This is a genomic window from Aquabacterium sp., from assembly GCF_016234775.1.
Lineage (GTDB): Bacteria > Pseudomonadota > Gammaproteobacteria > Burkholderiales > Burkholderiaceae_C > Aquabacterium.
The window spans coordinates 21,069-42,329 of sequence record NZ_JACRAH010000024.1; the positions used below are offsets into that span (position 1 = coordinate 21,069).

General features: G+C 60.5%; 20 protein-coding genes. 11 read left to right on the forward strand and 9 right to left on the reverse strand.

Going from position 1 to position 21,261, the window contains the following annotated elements; genetic code table 11:
• Positions 1-159 precede the first annotated feature (159 nt).
• The 3 genes from HY836_RS07495 to HY836_RS07505 all read left to right on the forward strand — a co-directional run bounded on the left by HY836_RS07495 (position 160) and on the right by HY836_RS07505 (position 3,590).
• Complete coding sequence (locus HY836_RS07495) at positions 160-1,128, forward strand: PEP-CTERM sorting domain-containing protein (RefSeq protein ID WP_290675115.1); 969 nt, start codon at positions 160-162, stop codon at positions 1,126-1,128.
• 296 nt (positions 1,129-1,424) lie between these two features.
• On the forward strand, positions 1,425-2,552 hold the full coding sequence (locus HY836_RS07500) for an aromatic ring-hydroxylating dioxygenase subunit alpha (protein WP_290675116.1): 1,128 nt from the start codon (positions 1,425-1,427) through the stop codon (positions 2,550-2,552).
• A 132-nt stretch (positions 2,553-2,684) separates the two neighbouring features.
• Entirely contained in the window at positions 2,685-3,590 is a 906-nt protein-coding gene (locus HY836_RS07505; protein WP_290675117.1) for a DMT family transporter, read from the forward strand.
• A 9-nt stretch (positions 3,591-3,599) separates the two neighbouring features.
• Here HY836_RS07505 and HY836_RS07510 read toward each other — a convergent pair whose 3' ends face one another.
• The gene (locus HY836_RS07510) at positions 3,600-4,628 is read right to left on the reverse strand and encodes a glycosyltransferase family 4 protein (protein WP_290675118.1); all 1,029 of its coding nucleotides are present in this window, start codon (positions 4,626-4,628) and stop codon (positions 3,600-3,602) included.
• A gap of 39 nt (positions 4,629-4,667) precedes the next feature.
• Between HY836_RS07510 and HY836_RS07515 the strand changes: the two genes are divergently transcribed.
• Positions 4,668-5,090 (forward strand): hypothetical protein, encoded by a 423-nt coding sequence (locus HY836_RS07515; protein WP_290675119.1) that lies wholly within the window; start codon positions 4,668-4,670, stop codon positions 5,088-5,090.
• A gap of 174 nt (positions 5,091-5,264) precedes the next feature.
• On the opposite strand, the gene HY836_RS07520 is transcribed toward HY836_RS07515, so the two are convergent.
• Entirely contained in the window at positions 5,265-6,041 is a 777-nt protein-coding gene (locus HY836_RS07520; protein ID WP_290675120.1) for a ZIP family metal transporter, read from the reverse strand.
• Between the two features lie 169 nt (positions 6,042-6,210).
• Between HY836_RS07520 and HY836_RS07525 the strand changes: the two genes are divergently transcribed.
• Positions 6,211-7,683 (forward strand): Ppx/GppA phosphatase family protein, encoded by a 1,473-nt coding sequence (locus tag HY836_RS07525; RefSeq protein ID WP_290675134.1) that lies wholly within the window; start codon positions 6,211-6,213, stop codon positions 7,681-7,683.
• A gap of 36 nt (positions 7,684-7,719) precedes the next feature.
• Here HY836_RS07525 and HY836_RS07530 read toward each other — a convergent pair whose 3' ends face one another.
• From HY836_RS07530 to ribD, 6 genes are all read right to left on the reverse strand, one after another.
• On the reverse strand, positions 7,720-8,220 hold the full coding sequence (locus tag HY836_RS07530; RefSeq protein ID WP_290675121.1) for a TssQ family T6SS-associated lipoprotein: 501 nt from the start codon (positions 8,218-8,220) through the stop codon (positions 7,720-7,722).
• A 19-nt stretch (positions 8,221-8,239) separates the two neighbouring features.
• Positions 8,240-9,784 carry a serine/threonine-protein kinase gene (locus HY836_RS07535; RefSeq protein ID WP_290675122.1) on the reverse strand — a complete coding sequence of 515 codons (1,545 nt, stop codon included), beginning with the start codon at positions 9,782-9,784 and terminating at the stop codon, positions 8,240-8,242.
• 27 nt (positions 9,785-9,811) lie between these two features.
• A complete protein-coding gene (nusB, locus tag HY836_RS07540) occupies positions 9,812-10,306 on the reverse strand; it encodes a transcription antitermination factor NusB (protein ID WP_290675135.1) in 495 nt (164 codons plus the stop codon).
• A gap of 38 nt (positions 10,307-10,344) precedes the next feature.
• Positions 10,345-10,809 carry a 6,7-dimethyl-8-ribityllumazine synthase gene (ribH, locus tag HY836_RS07545; RefSeq protein WP_290675123.1) on the reverse strand — a complete coding sequence of 155 codons (465 nt, stop codon included), beginning with the start codon at positions 10,807-10,809 and terminating at the stop codon, positions 10,345-10,347.
• An 82-nt stretch (positions 10,810-10,891) separates the two neighbouring features.
• A complete protein-coding gene (gene ribBA, locus HY836_RS07550) occupies positions 10,892-12,007 on the reverse strand; it encodes a bifunctional 3,4-dihydroxy-2-butanone-4-phosphate synthase/GTP cyclohydrolase II (RefSeq protein ID WP_290675124.1) in 1,116 nt (371 codons plus the stop codon).
• Positions 12,008-12,088: 81 nt separating this feature from the next.
• Positions 12,089-13,246: a bifunctional diaminohydroxyphosphoribosylaminopyrimidine deaminase/5-amino-6-(5-phosphoribosylamino)uracil reductase RibD gene (gene ribD, locus HY836_RS07555; RefSeq protein WP_367114644.1), complete on the reverse strand. Its 1,158-nt coding sequence runs from the start codon at positions 13,244-13,246 to the stop codon at positions 12,089-12,091.
• A 171-nt stretch (positions 13,247-13,417) separates the two neighbouring features.
• Here ribD and HY836_RS07560 point away from each other — a divergent pair, with 171 nt between their 5' ends.
• From HY836_RS07560 to HY836_RS07585, 6 genes are all read left to right on the forward strand, one after another.
• Complete coding sequence (locus HY836_RS07560; RefSeq protein ID WP_290675126.1) at positions 13,418-13,996, forward strand: GspH/FimT family pseudopilin; 579 nt, start codon at positions 13,418-13,420, stop codon at positions 13,994-13,996.
• Between the two features lie 18 nt (positions 13,997-14,014).
• On the forward strand, positions 14,015-14,587 hold the full coding sequence (pilV, locus tag HY836_RS07565) for a type IV pilus modification protein PilV (RefSeq protein ID WP_290675127.1): 573 nt from the start codon (positions 14,015-14,017) through the stop codon (positions 14,585-14,587).
• A gap of 8 nt (positions 14,588-14,595) precedes the next feature.
• Positions 14,596-15,594: a PilW family protein gene (locus tag HY836_RS07570; protein WP_290675128.1), complete on the forward strand. Its 999-nt coding sequence runs from the start codon at positions 14,596-14,598 to the stop codon at positions 15,592-15,594.
• 17 nt (positions 15,595-15,611) lie between these two features.
• On the forward strand, positions 15,612-16,184 hold the full coding sequence (locus HY836_RS07575) for a PilX N-terminal domain-containing pilus assembly protein (RefSeq protein ID WP_290675129.1): 573 nt from the start codon (positions 15,612-15,614) through the stop codon (positions 16,182-16,184).
• 26 nt (positions 16,185-16,210) lie between these two features.
• Complete coding sequence (locus HY836_RS07580; protein ID WP_290675130.1) at positions 16,211-20,110, forward strand: PilC/PilY family type IV pilus protein; 3,900 nt, start codon at positions 16,211-16,213, stop codon at positions 20,108-20,110.
• A 69-nt stretch (positions 20,111-20,179) separates the two neighbouring features.
• On the forward strand, positions 20,180-20,644 hold the full coding sequence (locus tag HY836_RS07585) for a type IV pilin protein (protein ID WP_290675131.1): 465 nt from the start codon (positions 20,180-20,182) through the stop codon (positions 20,642-20,644).
• Between the two features lie 64 nt (positions 20,645-20,708).
• Here the strand turns inward: HY836_RS07585 and nrdR are convergent, their stop codons facing one another.
• Positions 20,709-21,188 carry a transcriptional regulator NrdR gene (gene nrdR, locus HY836_RS07590; RefSeq protein ID WP_290675132.1) on the reverse strand — a complete coding sequence of 160 codons (480 nt, stop codon included), beginning with the start codon at positions 21,186-21,188 and terminating at the stop codon, positions 20,709-20,711.
• Positions 21,189-21,261: the final 73 nt, after the last annotated feature.

Genomic DNA, 21,261 nt, shown 5'->3' on the forward strand with positions numbered 1-21,261 from the left:
CCCCCGTTGAGGGCAAACGCGTATTCTATTTCCTGCCGCTGACTTGCGCCGCACCCCGCACATGGATGCCACCCCCGTTGAGAGGGGGGGGGCACCCAAGGCTTTCATTGGTATAAACCCGATCGCTGAATCAGCATAACCAATCAGAGGAAAACCTTCATGCGTTCTCTCCCCAATACCCTGAGCGCCATTGGCGCCGCTGCACTGAGTCTTGCCGCCTCCGTCGCCCATGCAGACGCCGTCTTCAGTTGGGGGCTGAGCGCAGAAGAAATGGCCTCGCAGACCTACAACTACGCCAGCGCACCCTCACCGTACGACACATTCACCACAGGTGGCGTTCAAACGGTGACATCAGGGCAGGTCGCAGCATCGGTCAATGCCTGGGCCGATCCTACAACCGGCATGTTCAAGTCCGTCACGTCGGTGCAGACGCAGGGAGATACGCCCATCAACATCGCCGAATCCTATGCCCGGATGGACATCTACGACACGATCCGCCTGACCGGGCCCGCGGCAACTGCCCGCCTGACCATCACACTGGACTACGACACCACCTTCGCCGGCCTGGGCATGACACCCTTTCAGCGCTACCAGCAGATCAGTCATTTCATGCAGGCTGACTCCTCGCGCTACGTCTCTGCCGAGTACGTGACCGCCAACCCTGATTTCGACCCCAACGCCACCTGCGTGGACTATGGCTCCGACGGCATCAGCTGCCCACTGGAAGCCATGCCCACCCTGACCAATAGGCAGAGCGCCGGCAAGGATCTGTTCCGTGAATGGGCGCTAGGCGGCCCCAATGGCGTCTACAGCAACGGCGATGCTGAAAACGGTCGCTACACCGGCCAGACCGTGCTGACCTTCGAGGCGCCCACCAACACGGACATCGTGCTGAACTTCCAGCTCTACAACGGTTCGCGCTGCTTTCATCTGGCCAACTGCACGCTGAGCACAGATGCCAGCCACTCAGACTATCTGGGCATCCAGGTTGAAGACGGCGTCGCATTCACCTCGATCAATGGCTATCAATACCTGGGCGCCCCCTCTGCCGTACCTGAGCCCTCATCCCTGCTGATGCTGAGCATGGGTGGCCTGGTGATGCTGGCCCTGCAGCGTCGCCGCCGCTGATCCCCCCGGACTGGGTGGCCGCGCCGACCATTTGACCTGACGCAGTACCCGGTATTGGCCCTCACTCCCCCCTGAGGGTACAATTTCGGGCTTTCCCGAACCCTTTCGCCCGCTGGCTCAAGCCCACCACCGACAGGTTTTCAACCTTGTCGGTCAGGGTTTGGCTTGCCGATTGGCGCGCAGCAGGGCTCGGGAAGTGTCAGGCCCCTGGCAAAAGCCAGGGATTGTTCAAAACCCTTGGTGCCTGTTTCAAGCCCAAGGGGGGTTGACATTGGTTTTTGGAGATCCTGGGGATCATGTCCGACCTGAGTACCGCACTCAACGCCCTCAGCCGCAGTCACACGCAACTGCCCGTGTCCGTCTACTTCGACGAGTCGCTATACCAACAGGAGCTTGAGCGCATCTTCCAGTCCGGTCCTCGCTACCTGGGTCACGCCCTGAGCGTGCCCGAGGTGGGCGATTACTACGCACTGCCCCAGGAACTCGAAGGCCGCGCCCTCGTGCGCTCGCCCGATGGCATCCAGCTGATCTCGAACGTGTGCCGCCACCGTCAGGCGGTCATGCTCAAGGGCCGTGGCAACAGCCGCAACAACATCGTCTGCCCGCTGCACCGCTGGACCTACAGCCACCAGGGCGAGTTGATCGGCGCGCCGCATTTCGACCACGACCCCTGCCTGAACCTCAACAACTACAAGGTTCGCAACTGGAACGGCCTGCTGTTCGAAGACAACGGCCGCGACATCGCCGCTGATCTGGCTGGCATCGACGCGCGCTTCAAGCCCGGTGGCGACCTCGATTTCAGCGGCTACGTGCTCGACAAGGTCGAACTGCACGAGTGCAACTACAACTGGAAGACCTTCATCGAGGTCTATCTGGAGGACTATCACGTCGGCCCCTTCCACCCTGGTCTGGGCAACTTCGTGACATGCGACGACCTGCGTTGGGACATGGCCCAGGAGTACTCGGTGCAGACCGTGGGCGTGGCCAAGTCCTTCGACAAGCCTGGCTCGGACGTTTACAAGAAGTGGCGCGAAGTGCTGCTGAACTACCGTGGTGGCGAAAAGCCCAACCAGGGCGCCGTGTGGCTGACCTACTACCCGACCATGATGGTCGAGTGGTACCCGCACGTGCTGGTGGTGTCCAACATGTACCCGCAAGGCCCGCAGAAGACGCTCAACGTGGTGGAGTTCTACTACCCCGAAGAGATCGCCGCCTTCGAGCGCGAATTCGTGGAGGCACAGCAAGCCGCCTACATGGAAACCTGCATCGAGGACGACGAGATCGGCGAGCGCATGGATGCCGGCCGCAAGGCTTTGCTGGCGCGTGGCGACAATGAAGTCGGGCCTTATCAGAGCCCGATGGAAGACGGCATGCAGCACTTCCACGAGTGGTATAGAAGGCAGATCTCCCCCCCTACGCGCTGACGCGAGGGAAGAACCTCACCCCCTACGCGCTTTGCGCGCCCCCTCAAGGGGGCAACCACCAGTGGACCGGCCAAGCCGGCTCCTCGGTGGTCGCTGGGTCAGGCAAGGCTCCAGCGTTTTATACCGATGTCCATGTCTTCCAAGCCCGGCATCTCGCCCTATGCCCAGATGGTACTGGCGACCTTGCTGTTCGCCTGCATGGGCGTGTGCGTGAAGCTGGCTTCGGCGCATTTCGGCACGGCCGCGGTGGTCAGTGCGCGCGGCCTGGTGGGGGCTGTCATGATGGCGGCCATCGCATGGGGCTCAGACTCCAGCCTGCAGACCAAGGTGCCGATGCTGCACCTCAAGCGAGGCTTTGCCGGTGTGTTTGCGCTGTCGCTGTGGTTCTACTGCATCGGCACCTTGCCACTGGCCACGGCGGTCACGCTCAACTACATGTCGTCGGTGTGGATGGCGGCCTATCTGCTGATCCGCGCCGGCCTGCTGGGTGGAGCCAGAGTCGACCGGCGCCTCATCATCGCCATCCTCGTGGGCTTCGTGGGCGTGGGCCTGGTGTTGCACCCCACGCTGGCGCGCGATCAGATTGTCGCGGGCCTGCTGGGCATCTTCTCGGGCATGCTGGCGGCCATGGCCTATGTACAGGTCACGGCCTTGGGCCGCGCAGGCGAACCGGAAGTGCGCGTGGTGTTCTATTTCTCGTTGACAGGCACCGTACTGGGCGCCCTGATCTGGCTGATCCCGGGCCAGGCCAACCACACGCCGATGGTGAGCATCCCGCTTGAAGCCTGGGCCGCGCTCATCGGGGTTGGCGTGTTTGCCACCATCGCCCAATTGTTGATGACCCGCGCCTATGCGCAAGGCCGCATGCTGGTCAACGCCAGCCTGCAGTACCTCGGCATCGTGCACGCCAGCGTGTTCGGCATGCTGCTCTTCGGTGAAAAGCTCAGCGTGGACGGCGTGATCGGCATGGCGCTGATTGTCGGGGCCGGCATCGTATCGACTCAATTCAAGCCGAACGCGCCGACCACGAACAAGTAGCGATACCCATCAACGCCGCATGTTCCACCCGACCACTTTGTCGGTCACATCCACCAAGGGTTGCGCGTAAGGCCCCAGGAAATCAAACCGGTACAAGAGCCCATGGGGGTATCGGCCCGTCGGGTAGGTCGGCGCCTGCTTGCGCAAGGCCTTGCCTTCCAGCAAGCGCTGAAACAGCCCTTGCCATTCCTGACAAATCCGGTCGTAACTGAAGTTGTCGCTGACCCACTGGCGGCCCGTGGCCCCAATGCGCCTTGCTGAATCAGGGTTGTTCAGCAAGGCGGCCACACTGCGCACATATGACCGACCACCTGACGCAAAAACCCCCGATTGCGCCGGATTGACCGTATCGCAATAACCCCAACGATGAGGCACAACCAGCGCCAATCCAGCCGAGGACATTTCCAGCGCTGACAGGCAGGATGTTTCCGTGAAACCCGTTGGATTGGGCAAACCCACCAAAGCCTGGTTCATCACATCGGCTTTTTGAACACCCAATTTACCGTGGAAGCAAACCCCGGCATCCTCGATATTGTGACCCAGGTGATGGCGCACCTTTTCAATATAGCCGACACCACCTGATCCCGCACCATACAAATCTACCGAGCCGATGACATCCAGCTGCGCATCGGGCACAGCCTCCTTGATGGCCGGCCACATTTTTGCCAGACTCAAGAAACCCTTGGATGGAACCAGCGCACCCATATAGACGGCGCGACACCCCCTGCGCTCACCATCAGTTGATTCGGCCTCATAAACCGGGTTGTCAATCCAGGTACTCTTGGCATAACAGGCCGACAGACGCGTCAGCAGCATTTGCTCGCGCCCGACGTTCACCACAGCCACCACGCGCCGCTCCCTGCCAAGCCACTTCAACATGGGGCCACGCAAATGGTTGTGGGCCCAGGCAATGACACGCACATTCGAAGGCAGCACCTTCATCAACTGGACCAGTTGATCGCCTGGGCGTGCCACGATGAAGTCAAAGTCACCCGCCACGGACTTCAGTGTCTCGGCCAGCGAAGCGCCTTGTGGCACCACGATATCCCTGAGCGATTTCGATAGCGTATTGGAAGCATGTCGATGCAAGACGGCCACCTGGCCTATGCCTCGCTTGCCCAACTCGTGAGAGACGGACCCGAACAGAAAATCGGTCCCCCCCACGCCCACATTTCCTTTTTCAGGATGTTCGAGATTCACATCATTCAAATCACTGTCATCCCAGATGAACAATACTTTAGGCAAAGCCATAACCACCCCTTTTTAATATTAATAATCAACACACGAACAAAACAACCACATCGCACGGGCGCACACCCCCACACGCCGCAAAGAAAACAAGCAGCGAACAGCGGAACACATGCGCGAAAACATTCACACACGCGCAAGAAAGCACACCAGGTATCAAATAGCCCTGGTATCGAAATGCCAATAGCGAAGCGCACCGAGGATCAGCAGATCTCTCGGCGCAAGCCCATCAGCAGGAATTTGGTGTACTGAATGCGGTAAACCGCCAAGTTTGCACATCCATACCGGATGCGGGGCCGCGCAAGTGGCCCATGAAGCGACACATTGATCGCATGATTCCCCCTGTTAACTGACTTTATTTATGCCTTTATTTTAAGCACATTCAGCGCGCCGAGGGAAGCACGTTTGTCCTGATCGGGTATGGACTCAATGATCGTGGATGCCGTGCACGATCGAGCCGATCATCACCAGGCCGGCTGCCAACCAGAAGATCTGCAGCACCGTATCGCGACCATTGAGGCGCTTTTGCAATTGCGGGATCAGATCGGCCACCGCCACATACACGAAGCTGCTGGCAGCCACCACCATCATGTAGGGCAGGTATTCCTTGAACGGCCCGATCAGGAAGTAGCCCAGTACACCCCCAACCACGGCCGCCATGCCCGAGATCATGTTGTAGACCAGGGCACGGATGCGCGAGAAGCCGGCATTGATCAACACGATGTAGTCGCCCACTTCTTGCGGGATCTCGTGCGCGATGATGGCCAGTGCGGTCACGAAGCCCAGATGTGGATCGGCCAGGAACGCCGCGGCAATCAGCACACCATCGCAGAAATTGTGGATGGAATCACCCACCAGCACACTCCAGCCGCCACGCCCTGCCTGCTCTCGATCGAAGTGATGGTGGTGGTGGTGCCCATCGTGCTCGTGGTGATGCCCGTGACGGTACAGCTCGGCTTTCTCCAGCAGAAAGAAAAACAGCAGGCCACCCAGCAAGGTGAGAAACAGACCTTGAGGATCCTTGCCCGACTCGAAGGCCTCCGGCAACACATGCAGCAGCGCCGTGCCCAGCAGCACGCCGGTGGACAGGCTCACCAGATGGCGAACGATCAAGCCCAGCAAAGGTGCCGAGACGGCCGCAGCCAACAGCACCGAAATCAGACCACCGACAAAGGTCGCGGTCACGATGTAAGTCAAAGTCATGCGCTGATCTTAGCAATCATGTCAACTACAGCCCTCCGCAAGGACAGATTCGTCACGCAAAGCGGGGAGAATAAGCCCCATGGAAAAGCTCATTGCCAAGACAACAAGCAAGACCCAGACCCCTGGTCTGGACAACAGCCGCTTCCCTCACCTGCTGGCCGCCATCGACATGGGCTCCAACAGCTTCCGGCTTGAAATCGCCGAGCTGGTCAAGGGCCGCTACAAGCGGGTGGACTATCTCAAGGAAACGGTGCGGCTGGGCGCAGGCCTGGATGCGCGCGGCTTGCTCACCGAAGAGGCTACACAGCGTGGTCTGGCGTGCCTGGCGCAGTTTGCCATCAAGCTCAAGGGCTTTGCGCCCTGGCAGGTTCGCGCCGTGGCCACCCAGACCCTGCGCGAAGCCCGCAACCGCGACGCCTTCCTGCAACGTGCCGACCGCGTGCTGGGCCACCCGATCGAGGTCATCTCCGGCCGGGAAGAAGCCCGACTGATCTATCAAGGCGTATCCCGCCTGCAACCCAGCGAGTTGCCACGCCTGGTGATCGACATTGGTGGCCGCTCCACCGAGATGATCCTGGGGCACGGCCGCACGCCGCAAAAAGCCGAATCGTTTGGCGTGGGCAGCGTGAGCCTGTCCATGCAGCACTTCCCGCAGGGGCGCTACACGGCAGAGAACTTCCGTGCAGCCCAGATCGCCGCAGGGGCCGAGCTGGAAGAGGCTTTGACGCTGTTTGGCCGTCACCTGTGGCAGGAGGCCCTGGGCTCGTCCGGCACGGTGGGTGCGGTGTCGCAGATCCTGGCCGCCAACGGCATCACCGATGGCTGCATCACACCCGAATCTCTGCGCTGGTGCATCGAGCAATGCATTGCAGCCGGCTCAACTGAAAACCTCAACCTGCCCGGCCTCAAGCCCGAACGCAAGGCGGTGCTGGGCGGCGGCCTGTCTATCCTCTACACGCTGTCGCAGCATTTCGATATCGAGGCCTTGCGCCCCGCCAAGGGCGCCCTGCGCCAGGGCGTGATCTTCGATCTGGAAGAGCGCCTGGAAGCCGCACGCAACCACCGCTTGCCCGACCCACGCGACACCTCGGTTCGAGAGCTGCAACAACGCTTCCGTGTGGATGCCGCCCATGCCGAGCGCGTGCGTGTTCGCGCTTTGGCACTGTGGCAAACACTGGGGGAACCTGCTGCCAGCGCCGATGGCGAAGACGCCCGCGAACTCGGCTGGGCCAGCGCCTTGCATGAAATCGGCATGATGGTGTCTCACCACGATCACCACCGTCACAGCTCCTACCTGCTGGGACATGTGGATGCCTCAGGCTTCTCGCAGTCGCAATTGCGCAGGTTGGCGGCACTGGCGCTGGGTCAACGCGGGGAGCTGATCAAGCTGGCTGAACACCTGCACGACACGGCCTTCATGTCTCAGGTGCTGTGCCTTCGCCTGGCTACCATCCTGCATCACGCCCGCATCGACCTGCCCGAGAAGGTGGCCACCCTGCAACGCGTACGCGGTGGCCGAGCCAGGCTGCACCTCAATCGCCGATGGGCCATTCAACACCCGCGCACGATTCACCTGCTGGATGAAGAAACCCGCCGTTGGGCGGGTCAGGGAGACAGGCAGTTGGACATCGTGCTCGCCTGATCTGGCCAGGCAACTGACCGCGAGAGGCGCGCGGCCTTACTTGAGGCCCAAGGCCTTCTTGTAGGTGCGGGCCCACATCGGGTGCCCGGCTTCGGCCTTGCTCAAGGCAAAAGACGGATCAGCGGCCTTGGCGGCCTTGAAGGCGGCCATGCAGGGCGTGTCGCGCTTGCTGGTGCAATAAATGAAGGCCAGATGCTTGTTGGCATTGGCCACATCGGCGGGCGCAGTCAAGCCGCCTTGCAGGGCGGTTTTCAGCTGCGTCTCAGCCATCTTGTATTGGCCAGCTTGATAGGCCTTCAGGCCATCAACCAGCGCCATATCAGCCGCAGACGGGTTCTTGACCACAGGCTCTGGCGCAACCGGCGCCGGCGCAGAAGCGACCACAGCAGGCGCAGCGGGCGCGGCCGCAGGCTTGGGCTGCTCATAGCCCTTCGTAGCAGAACAGGCCGACAGGACGCCGGCCACCGCAACCAGAGCAACCGGCATGGTGACCGTGCTCCACTCCCAACCCTTGCGGGCAACGCTTTCAGACTTCATGACTCAGCGATCTTGATTTTCAGAATTGATGTTTCACGCGCACAACCTTGTCGGCACGCACCTCGATAGTCTGCCGGAAATCCGGGGCTTCACCGTTACGAATGGTGATCACATGCGCGCCAGGTGAAAGGCTGAGCTGATGCAAAGGCGGTGCGACACCTACGGCACGGCCGTCCACCAGCACTTCGCCCCATGGGCTGATGGCCAGCTTCAAGGTGCCGTTGGCCTGGGGCGCTTCACTTGGCACGGCAGCCGATGCAACTGGCGAAGCCGAAGCCGGCACGGCGGCCGCAGGCTGCGTCACAGCGGCCATTGTGGTCAAAACGGGGGGGCTCTTTGCCGCAGTAGCCACCACGACAGATTCGCCTGGCTTGGCCGGCACGGGTGACTGCCTGACCTCCCGCACCGGCGCAGCGGGCACATGGCTCGTTCGCGACTGGTAGACCAACCACCCCACACCCAGCAAGGCCGCCACCCATCCGGCAACAGCCACGGTCCACAAACCAGGCCGACCAACACGAGAAGCCATGCCACCACGACTGAAGGCCGCCGCATCCTGACGCCCTTCCACCCCCTCCAGCCACGAGCGCAACTCGGCGGACAGGCGCCTGGCCGAGCGCGTACGCTGCTCAGGATCACGGTGCATGGCCTGCGCTGCGATCTCGGACAGCACCCTGGGCACATCCGGGTTCACCTCGTGCGCCAGCGGCACGGGCTTGTTGAGCACGCCGTCCGCGATCTCTTCCAGGCTGTTGCCGCTGAAGGCGCGCTTGAAGGTCAACAACTCGTACAGCACCACGCCCAGCGCATACACGTCCACGCGGCGGTCCACCGGCTTGTGCTGCACCTGCTCGGGCGCCATGTAATAAGGCGAGCCGCCCACGATTTCCTGGAAGCGGCTTTGCGGGTCATCACGCTGCGCCAGCGATTCCGCCTGACGGATGCGCGCAATGCCGAAATCCAGCACACGAGGCTGCGTGCGCCCCACCATGAAGATATTGGCGGGCTTGATGTCGCGGTGGATCACGCCCTTGTGATGCGCGTAAGAGAGCGCATCGGCCACACGGCGCACGATCAGGGCAGATTGCGCTGGCGTCGGTTTCCAGCCCATCGCGAGCAATTGGCGCAGATCTTTGCCACGCAGCAATTCCATCGCAATGTAGGTACCCTGCTCGCTCGTGCCCGCGTCGTACATCGTCACGATGTGCGTGTGGTTCAAGCTGCCGGCCGCCTTGGCCTCATTCAGGAACAGCGCATTGAACTGCTCCCGATCAGATGGCGACATGTCCACATGCAGCGTCTTGATCGCAATCAGGCGCGACAGCAAAGGGTCATGGGCCGCGTACACGGTCCCCAGGCCACCTTCACCAATCTTGTATTTCAGCGCATAGCGGCCGATGTGGCCAATGCTGGGCAGCAGATCCGGGCGCCCGCGCGCCGCAGATACGGTCTCGGGCTCGGGCAGCGGGCGTGTCTCGGCGATCGTGTCGATGTGATCGTCCGCCAAGCGTTCAGCCTCCTCGTCATAAGGCTGCGTCACCGCTGGTTGAGTTGGCTCCGACACGTACCGAGTACCCCGATAAAACGCCCTTTACTTCCTGGCAGGACGCGCTGCTTTGACCTCGTCAGGGCGCAGGCTGGGCGCAAGGTGGTCCAGCACGCCATTGACGTATTTGTGCCCGTCGGTGCCACCGAAGCTCTTGGCCAGCTCGACCGCCTCGTTGATGGCGACCTTGTATGGCACATCCAGACAATGCGTCAGTTCGTACGCACCGATCCAGAGCACGGCATGCTCGACAGGCGACAATTCTTCGACAGGTCGGTCCAGAAACTTGAGCAATGCTGCATCCAGTTGCACTTTTTGTTCAATGCAACCATGCAGCAACGCGTCGTAATGGGCGCGATCACACTTGGCGAATTCGTCCTGCTCACGGATGTGGGCGTCGACCGAACCCGCATCACGCGTGTTGATCTGCCATTCGTACAGGCCTTGCAGCGCGAACTCACGGGCACGGCGGCGGGAAGACTTGGCACGGTCACGCAAAGGCGCACCCGAGGCCGACTTGCGGGCGGGGCGGCCTTCCAGAGGCGCGTCCGGCTTGGCGTTGGATTCAGGCGTTTGGCTCACAGCAGGTCATCCAGCAGGTTGGCCATCTCGACGGCCACACGGGCGGCGTCACGGCTTTTTTCGTCCACGCGGGCCTCAGCCTGCGCCTGGTTTTCAACGGTCAGGATCGCGTTGGCCACTGGCACATGGTGATCCAGGCTGACACGGGTCACGCCCGCGCCACTTTCGTTGGCCACCAGCTCGAAGTGATAGGTTTCACCACGGATGATGCAACCCAGGGCCACCAGCGCGTCGAAACGCTCGCTGTCAGCCATGGCCTGCAGGGCCACGGGCACTTCGAGTGCGCCAGGCACCGTCACGTGCTGGATGTGCTTGGCATTCACGCCCAGCTTGACCAGCTCGTCGATGCAGTTGGAGGCCATGCGGGAGGTCAGTTCGTCATTGAAGCGAGCCTGAACGATCCCGACACGCAGATCCTTGCCGTCCAAGCGACCGGCTTGTCCTTTGTCAGCGCCTTGCATAGTTTTGTATTCCAGATAAAGAGCGAGGTTTCAAACAGAAAGAGCGAAATTAAGAGCTAACAGCGCGCGATCCCTACAAAATTCAATGTGATGGCGCCAGAGTCTGGCCATCGGCCGTCAGGAAGCCGGTGACTTCCAGGCCATAGCCGACCATGCTGGGCAGGCGCTGCTGGTTGCCCATCAGGCGCATGCGGTTCACACCCAGTGTCTTGAGAATCTGGGCGCCCACACCGTAGGTGCGCAGGTCAACAGGGGTCTTGGGCGCCTGAACCGGGGTCTTGGGCAGCAAGCGCTCACCCAACTGCTCGGTATCGTCACCCGCGTTCAGCAGCACGATCACGCCGCGACCGGCTTCACGCACGGCAGACAGGGCCTTGGGCAGCGCCCACGAGTGGGTGCGGTTACCAGCGTCCAGCCAGTCCAGCACGGACAAGGGCTCGTGCACGCGCACCAGCACCTCGTCGTCCTGAGTCCAGTTGCCCAGCGTCAGCGCCAGATGCAGGGCACCGGTGCGATCGCGGAACACATTGGCCTCGAACTCACCTTCGGGCGTCTGCATGCTGCGCTTGCCCAGGTTGGTGATCAGCGATTCATTGCGGCTGCGGTACTGGATCAGGTCGGCAATGGTGCCGATCTTGATGCCGTGTTCCTTGGCGAAGATCTCCAGGTCCGGCAGACGGGCCATGGTGCCGTCGTCGTTCATGATCTCGCAGATCACGGAAGACGGCGTCAAGCCAGCCATGCCAGCCAGATCGCAACCGGCTTCGGTGTGCCCGGCGCGCATCAGCACGCCGCCATCCTGCGCCTGCAGCGGGAAGATGTGTCCAGGCTGCACCAGATCGGTGGGCTTGGCATCACGCGCCACGGCGGCCGCCACGGTACGCGCGCGGTCGGCGGCCGAGATCCCGGTGGTCACGCCTTCAACGGCCTCGATGGACACGGTGAACGCCGTGCCATGCTTGGTGCCGTTGCGGGTGGCCATGGGCGGCAGTTGCAGCCGCTCGCAGCGTTCGCGCGTCAGGGTCAGACAGATCAGGCCACGGCCGAACTTGGCCATGAAGTTGATCGCTTCGGGCGTGACGTGATCAGACGCCAGCACCAGATCGCCTTCGTTCTCGCGGTCCTCTTCATCGACGAGGATGACCATGCGGCCAGCGGCGAGTTCAGCAATCAGCTCGGGGATGGGTGAAATGGGCATCCCGCGATTGTAGGCGGGCCGGCGCCCTGTTTTGGGGGAAAACACGGGGTAGCCGCAAAGGATTGCGGGGGCTTTCGTGGATCAGAACCGCCCTCGCCCAGGCGGTCGCGCCAGGATGCGCAGGTCGTCACCCACCATTTGCACGTCGTGAAATTGCAATGTCACGGCCCCGGTCAGGTCATCCAGGTCCGGCAATTCGGCCAGTGCACGCCCCGGCCCGATCAATTTGGGCGCCTGGTAGATCAGGTACTCATCCACCAGGTCGGCGGCAATCAGGGCTGCATTGAGTTGCGCCCCCGCCTCGACGTGCAGTTCGTTGACGTGGCGCCGCATCAACTCGGCCAGCACGGCGGGGAGCGATACATGGCGCCCGCTGTTGTCGGCCGGCAAGGCGAGGACCGGCCGACCGGCATCGACCAGGGCTTGGTGCCGGGCGGCGGCACGCTCACTTGCGCCTTCTTCAGCTTGATCCCCATCCTCCAGACCGATCACCAGCGCTTCGCCCGGTAGATCCCAGATCCTCGCGTTGACTGGCGTGCGCCAGTGCGAATCCAGCACCACGCGCAAGGGTTGTCGTGGTGTTTCGATGGCACGCACATCCAGTCGAGGGTCATCTGCCAACACGGTGCCGATCCCCGTGAGCACCGCCCCAGCACGCGCACGCCAGACCTGGCCATCCGCCCGCGCGGCCTCGCCGGTGATCCATTTGCTCTGCCCGTTGCCCAGCGCCGTGCGCCCATCCAGCGAGCCGGCCATCTTCATCCGCACCCATGGGCGCTGCCGCACCATCCGCGACAGGAAACCAATGTTGAGCTCCCACGATGCCACAGCTGCCGGGTGCGTGGGTGGCACCACATCCACGGCGATACCGGCCTCACGCAGGCGCGCCGCCCCTTTGCCGCCGACCAGCGGATTGGGGTCCATCAAGGCAATGACCACCCGCCCCACACCGACACGCACCAAGGCATCGGCACAGGGTGGCGTGCGGCCGTGGTGGGCGCAGGGCTCCAGCGTCACATAAGCGGTGGCCCCCGCCGCGGACAGGCCGCGCGATTCGGCATCACGCAAAGCCATGACTTCGGCATGCGGCCCGCCGGCTTGCTGCGTGTGCCCCTGCCCCAGCACCTCGCCAGAGGCAGACACCAGCACGCAGCCCACCCGGGGGTTCGGTTCGGACAGGCCAATGGCCTCGCGCGCCAGGGCGACGGCTTGCATCAGGAAGGCATCATCAACGCTCACGCTCAAACCTCTCTCAAATCACGGCAGCCAGCCCATTCGGGGTTAGTACGCCCCCTCCCCCCGAAACAGGGTGTCCGCTCATCGCCCGAATTCGACCGCTGATCCGACGAGCGGCGCAAGCGCCATCAGCCCGACTGGCCACCGGCCCACCGCAGAGCGAAAATCGCACGCATGACAAACCGTGACGTATTGCGCACTATTTCGGGCAAGGCCCACAAAGGCTTCACCCTGGTTGAGCTGATGGTAACCGTTGCCATCGTGGCCATCCTCGCCTCAGTGGGCGCGCCGCAGCTGCGCGCCTTCCTGGTCAAGCAGCAAGTCAGAAGCGATGTGGATCGCCTGACCACGGCCATTCACATGGCGCGCTCGGAGGCACTCAAGCGCAGTGGGCCGGTGAGTATTTGTCCGTTGGCGGATGCGTCGTCCAGTACGCCGAGTTGCAAAGCAAAGGGTGACGTTGTACTGGGCTCCTGGAGCCAGGGCTGGATGGTGTTCGTGGACTACCCAAACAGCAGCGGCGCCTTGGGCGCCTACGAATCCGACACGGACACCATCCTGCTGGTTGAGCAAGGTACCCGTGCAGGCGCCGTAGCCACAGCAGACAAGACTGCCAGCATGACGTTTCAGGCTGTGGGTATCGGCACGGGTCTGAGTGGATCATTCACAGTCGGCACCAAAGGCAACGGCAACCATTGCGTCAAACTCGATATCTCGATCACGGGACGCACCGCCGCCGGCACCTGCCCCTGAAGAAACAAGTCCATCAAGATGCGCTCACTCTGCCCCCCCCAACATCGCCATCAACAAGGCGTCTCCCTGATTGAAGTACTGGTCGCCATCCTGGTGATCGCATTGGGCATCCTCACCATGCTCGCCATGCAGATCAACTCCACCAAGTTGACCAAAACAAGCGAGGTGCGTGCCATGGGCGCCCTGCTGGTGAGTGATCTGGCGGATCGCATGCGTGCCAACCGCACGGGATTTGAAGCGGGCGAATACACATTCACGGAGACGACAAGCGCCCCAACCATCACCAAGACTTGCACAGCCTCAAACTCGAATTGCACGCCAGCCGAAATGGCGGCACAGGATAAGTTCGACTGGCTGACCAACATCCGCGACAGCCTACCCACAGGCACGGCACGCATCTCGGCGGTGGACACGGCCTCAGGCAAGAATGGTGTGGATGTCTGGTTGATCTGGCTGGACCCGAAAGAAGCATCTGACGCAGGCACGCCCAGCCCATCGACCTGCCCACCCCAAGACGAGTTAGCCGACAGCGTCAAGACTGCGAGCTTGTCTGGCGCCCTTCGGTGCATGTACTTCCGGATCAATGTGTGAGCCACACCATGCACCCACTCCTGAACAAAAAATCCCTCGAACGCGGCCTGTCCCTGGTCGAAATCCTGGTCTCGATGGCCATCGGTTTGGTCGTCGTAGGGGCAGTTTTCGCCAACTTCATCAACAGCACTGCAGGCGCCAGGCAATCCGCGGCCCTGGCGCAGGTCACGGAAGATGCCACACTCGCCTTGGGCATCCTGCGCAACCATATAACCATGGCAGATTACAGCCAGCCCACTGGTACCGATGCCGCTACAGGCGTGCTGGTACGCCGGTTAGACAAACAACTCAATTTGCTGGGCTGCGACGGCGGCTTTGACACATCGACAGATAACGAGCCGAATCCTACCAGTGTTACGTGCGTAGCCACGGGTAAGTCAACAGGGTCTGACGCCTTGCTGGTTCGCTATGAAGCTGACAGCGACGCCCTTCCCACGGTAACGGACGACAAGACCAAGGTAACCGGCCCGATGGACTGTCGAGGCTTCGCCATCCCACCAGCGACAGGCGGCACACACTTCGTGGCAGACAACCGCTTCTTCGTGAACACAACCGGCACGCCCCCCACCCTATCGTGCATAGGAAATGGCGGGGCAGACAATGCCACGACAAAATTCCCCGTCGCCCAACCCCTGGTTGAGAACATTTCGGAAATGCTCATCCGCTACGGCGTTGCCTCGCTGGACCCCGTCACGAAGCGGCCACTCAACATCGTTCGCTATGCCACAGCAGAGCAAGTAGGCAAACCCCCTGAGTCAACCAATCCCACACTGCGTGACTCGTGGAGCCAAGTCGTATCGGTACGCATCTGCGTGGTGGTTCGCAGCACCGAGAACGTGCTGGACAAAGCCAGGCCCTACCGCAACTGCGCGGGCGACATTGTCCGGCTCGACACAGCAGCCCCAACAGACCGCCGCATCTATCGGGCCTTCACCAGTACGGTGGTGCTGAACAACCGCGTCAACACCCCTGCTTCAGCAACGCCTACGCCAACGCCAACGCCCTGATGCGAAAGAACTGCAACATGGCAACTCCAATCTATTCACTTCCCGGCACACACTGGTCAACCCAATCGCGACGTACTCATGCGAGCCAATCTGGCGTGGTATTGATCGTCGCGCTGGTCATGTTGGTCGTGATCAGCCTGGCATCTGTGGCCATCATGAAGGGCGCCATCAACACCGATAGCGTGGCAGACAACAACCGTCGCCAAGGGCAAGCCATGCAAGGCGCCCAAGCTGGCTTGCGTTATTGCGAAAACCAAGTGACGTCCGGCAGCCTCACACCCTCTGCTGCCGTTTCGACCGTAGCCACCGAAGACTGGAAAGACTTCAATAAATGGAAACGTGGCGCCCAAGCCCCAAAGAAGCCTGTACCCGCAGATTTTCTGGCTAAAGAGGACAGCGGTGCGCCTGCCGTAGCAAACCCACCCGAGTGCATGGCGCAGTTCCGCGCACTGGGCACCACACAGGTCGTGGTCGTTACTTCACGTGGATTCAGTGACAACTACGTTGAAAACGACCAAGGGCGGACGCAAGCAGGATCCGTCGTCTGGCTCCAGTCTATTTTGCAACTGGCCGCAAACAGCACGCCTTGACCACATTCAGTGAGAGAGAAGCACACATGAACGACCAACAACCTGCTCGCCGGTTCCATGTAATCCGGCTGACCACGCTTGCCTTCATGCTCCAGCAATTGTGGATGCCAGCCCATGCCGTACCGGACCAGTCACCATTGGTGAATCGTCCAGAAGGCAAGCCCTTGCCCAACCTGATGCTGACGTTTGACGAATCGGGATCGATGACTCAGCACTACCTGCCAGAAGGCACTTTCAAGGTCGGTAAACACTCCCTGAGTTTCGGCATTCAAGGCCCAAGATACCTGTTCGCTCATCCACTTGAAACGAAAAAGAATCGCTTCACGGGTGGAGGCCAGAACTGGACGGACAGCATTTTCATGACGTCCGTCCCACTTGATTCCCAAAACCAACTGATTGTCGGAAAAGACGAACGGGATCTGGTTCTTCAGTACCAATCCAGGTCCCCCCAAGTCAACCAGATCTATTACAACCCAGCCATCAAGTACAAGCCCTGGACAGGCATTACCAAAGATGGGCTCATCAAGCCCTTCTACAACGCAGACCCAAAAAATGCCCACCTGGACCCACTGGCCTATGACCCAGAGGTTTACGACTCGAACTTCAAACAGCTTGATGCCAACTCCACGAAGTATCCCGCAGGCTGGGTCGACACCACGTCGGCCGTAGACTTAACCAAGGAACTGTCGAATCCAGACGGCACATCAGGCTTTACTGCCAAGTGGCATTCAGTCGTCAATCGAGACAGAGCTGGCGACCCCAAAGTAGTCAACAGACCCTACTCGCCGGCCTTGGTCTATCTTTTGACGCCAGGCTTGAATCCTGGCGAAACCGGAAGCTACACCTACTTCAACTTGAATGCTGACGCGTCGAAAGTGAAGTATCCAGATGCTTACCCTGACCGAACCGATTGCGACGTTGACACGACAACGCGCACCACGGCTTGCGACAAGTCCACAGAACTTCAAAACTACGCCAACTGGTTCGTGTTCTACCGTTCACGCCTGTTCATCGCACAGGGCGCCCTTCCTGACGCACTGCTGCCCCTGGGCAATCAGTTCCGTATGGGCTGGGGTGGCTTGCACCCAGGTGTCAAGAGAGATGCCACGGGCCTCCCAAGCGATTTCTACGACCCCAAGGGCACGAACCCCGTCGATGGCGTTGCATCGTCCACCGTTCACCGAGGTGTGCGAGAGTGGACGACCGAGCAAAAGTACGATCTGACCAAATGGATTCGGGTACTCAAGACATACGGGGGCACACCCACACGTCAGGCCACCTTGTCCGTCAAGAACTACTTCACGCGCACGGACAACCTTAGCCCCTGGAGTTCTGACATGGTCAATGGCAGCGCATTGAACGCCCATCTGCGCTGCCGCCGCGCCTACAACGTGGTACTGACCGACGGCTATTACAACGACCCCGTTCCAACCAGCATTGCGATCACAGCCAACGTGGACGGTAATGGCTCAATCGACATTGACGGACTAACCTACCCGTTCAAAGACGAGTCCACCAACACTTTGGCGGACTACGCCATGGACGCCTGGCTAACCGACCTTCAGGGAGACAAAGCCAAGCCCGGCCCCGACAATGTCAAAGCCATCACGGTGACGCCTCAAGGCACGACGGATGACGACAAACTGCTGGCTCAGATCAAGAGCGACCCAGCCACCTATCGACACCTCACGCAGTTCTACATGGGGTTCGGCCTCACAGGCTCACTGCTGACCAACGATGTTTTGAACAACTCGGTCGATTACAACAATGCATTACTGCGTCTGGCCAAGTGCGGCCAAACCGGTGGCGAGTGCTGGAAAACCTTCGATCCAGATAAGCCCTCAACTACGGCGGACATCATCGATGACATCTGGCACGCTGCGCTGAACTCACGGGGTCAGTTCTTCAACATTGGCAGCCCCAAGAGTGTGAAGGAGTCGATCGATGCAATCGTGAACCGCAGCAGCTCCGACTCGTTCAAAGAAGGGGGACTGGCCACCGCATCCACATCCTTGATTGCAGGCAACATCAAGTTCGTTCCCGAATACACGCCTTATACCTGGACCGGCACAATCAAGGCTTACGCGCTGAACGAATTTGGCAAAGTGACATCGCAACTTTGGAACGCGGAAAACATGGATGGCACCCCGACCATGCCGCAGCCAGCCAATCGCAACATTTATGTAGGGAGAACAAACGGTGCTGTCGCCATCAATGACAGCGCGCTTGGAAAAGACATGATCGCGTTCCTGAGGGGGGAAAAAGGTAGTGGAGACCTTCGCCAACGCGACATCAAACACCTGCTGCCCGACTTCATCAACTCAACACCTCTGTTCGTTCAAAGCGGGAGCAATCTGGGCGTTACCGACCCGTCCTACACCACATTCCGAACCAGCAAGGCTGCCCGCACCAGTGGACTGCTGTTCGTAGGCGGTAATGGCGGCATGGTGCACGCGTTCAATACAGCCACCGGTCAAGAAGTATTTGCCTACATCCCAATTGATGCGCAAACCAAGCTCGACAAGATCTCAAGCCTGGACTATGGATACCCCAACAACTACCACGAGTACGTGGTCGATGGCCAGCTCACGGAGTCTGACGTCCATGTAGGCACGCAATGGCAAAACATCGTTGTGGGCACCATGGGCGCGGGAGGCAAGTCCATCTTCGCCTTCCAGCTGGATACGGTAGACCCAACAAGCAGCCTCAATGCCACGACCGTCAAATGGGATGTGACCTCGCCTGCAGTAGGCTACATCACATCCACACCGCAAATTGGTCAACTGCCCAACGGCACCTCGCGCATCTTTGTGGGCAATGGCGTTGACAGCACCCAAGGCATCCCTTCACTGCTCTCGATTGACCCAGCGGACGGCAGCATCACTGTCATCAATTTGCCGACGCCAACAAATGCTATTCCACCGACAGGCACTGCGCACGGACTTGGAGGCGTCACCCTGGTAAAGGACAACAAGACTGGCTACGTCACCACCATTTACGCAGGCGATACGCTCGGCAGAATATGGCGATTTGATGTGGATGCCAATGGGACGGTTTCCATCGGGTACGACAGCACCCCCCTGTTTACGGCAACCGACAAGGATGAAGCAGGCACCGAACAACCCGTCCTGGCTGCCCCCCTGGTCTACGCGCATCCACTTGGTGGGCAGGTGGTCGTCTTCAACACGGGCAAACTGTTGTACGACGCAGATAACCTCAGCCCACAAAGGCAAGCAGCCTACGGCGTCTGGGACAAGATCTCGACAACAAAGTCCACTGCATCGGAGATTCCACCCGCCATCACTCGAGCCAATCTGCTGCACCAAAGCATCAGCAGCCGTGAGGTGATCACGCAGTCCTCTGGCAACACAGCCACGTTCTTCGATCTGACCAGCGCCGACATGTCATGGACGGGCGAGTCGGCGAAACTTGGTTGGGTGCTCGATCTCGCCGTACCAGAATCTTCTGGTGTCGCGCTCCCCAAGGCTATTTATGACCCGCAGCGATTCAGCTCTGCCGTTCTGATCAGCGCCGTTGCACCTGGCAGCACAGAAGAATCCTGCACAGCGGCAGGCGCAAAGGGTTATGGCTTCTTGATTGACGCCATCACAGGCAAACAATCCAAGGTTGCCATTCTGGACACCAATGGCGACGGACTGGTCACAGGCGCTGACGCGGCCTACAGTGGCTTTACCTACGGCGGGGGATCACAACGGATTCTGACCAAGGACGACACTGGCGGAGGCGGTGGCGGTGGAGGCCCCCCACAGCCCCCTTGTGGCAGCACCCCTCCAGAAGTGGTTGGCAGCATTCAGAACGCTGGAGGCGATCTCAGCATCAAGGCACCAGGCACGGGCTCAAACTGCTCCACCTACAAAGTCAAAGACCGCATCTGGCGTCAACTCCTCAACCCACCGCATCCATGATGAACAACGGGGCACTCTGCCCCGCTTGTTTCACCCCCACCGATACTTCCAAGAGTTGAACAGCTAGTTATGTCATCCACACGCTCAATCCACACATCACGTGGTTTCACCTTGATCGAAGTGATGGTGGTGGTTGCCATCATCGGGATCCTGGCGTCCATCGCCTACCCTTCGTACACCGAATACGTGCGGCGTGGGCAGCGCGCCAAGGCGCAAACAGCCCTGATGGAAGCAGCGCAATACATGCAGCGCTACTATGCTGCGAACAATTCCTACAAGACACCGCTGGCAGGAAGCGATCTGACCGCCGCCAATGTCGCCTCAGCTTTGAGCAACAGCAACGACCTAGCCTACGATCTCAGCTTTGACACCAACAGCCCGACGGCGACCTCCTACAAGCTCCTCATGACGCCAAAGAGCAGCGGCACGATGAACGGAGACAGATGTGGCGCGTTCGGCATTGATCAAACCGGTTTGAAAAGCGTCACACCGCCATCAGGCAAATCGACCACCGTGGCCGAATGCTGGAAATAACCTTTTCAGCTTCTTCGCAACTCAAAACCAAAAGGCCCTCTGGAACATTCAAGAGGGCCTTTTTTCATTCGTCGGATCCCGCCTTCGCCCCCCGCTTGTTCCCCGTCTCCTTGATCGCCGCGACGAACTCGCTCACGTCATCAAAGCTGCGGTAAACAGAGGCAAAACGCACATAGGCCACCTTGTCGAGCTTGCGCAACTCGCGCATCACCCATTCGCCCAATTGTGTGGAGACCACTTCCTTCTCACCACACTGGCGCAGCTTGGCCTCGATGGCCTCCAGCGCGCTGTCCAGCGCCTCGGCGCTCACGGGCCGCTTGCGCAAGGCAATCATCATCGAGCCCTTGAGCTTGGCCCGGTCGTAGTCGGTACGCCGCCCGTCGCGCTTGACGATCGCCGGCAGTTCGATTTCGGCGCGCTCATACGTGGTGAAACGCTTGTCGCAGCCATTGCACTTGCGACGACGGCGGGTCGAATCCCCTTCGTCAGAATCCCGTGTCTCGACGACTTGTGTGTCGTGATGACCGCAAAAAGGGCAACGCATCGTGTCTTCAACTCCCTGCAAAGAACGAAGTAAAAAACCCGGCTTCGGACCTTGATCCTAGCCGGGTTTGTCA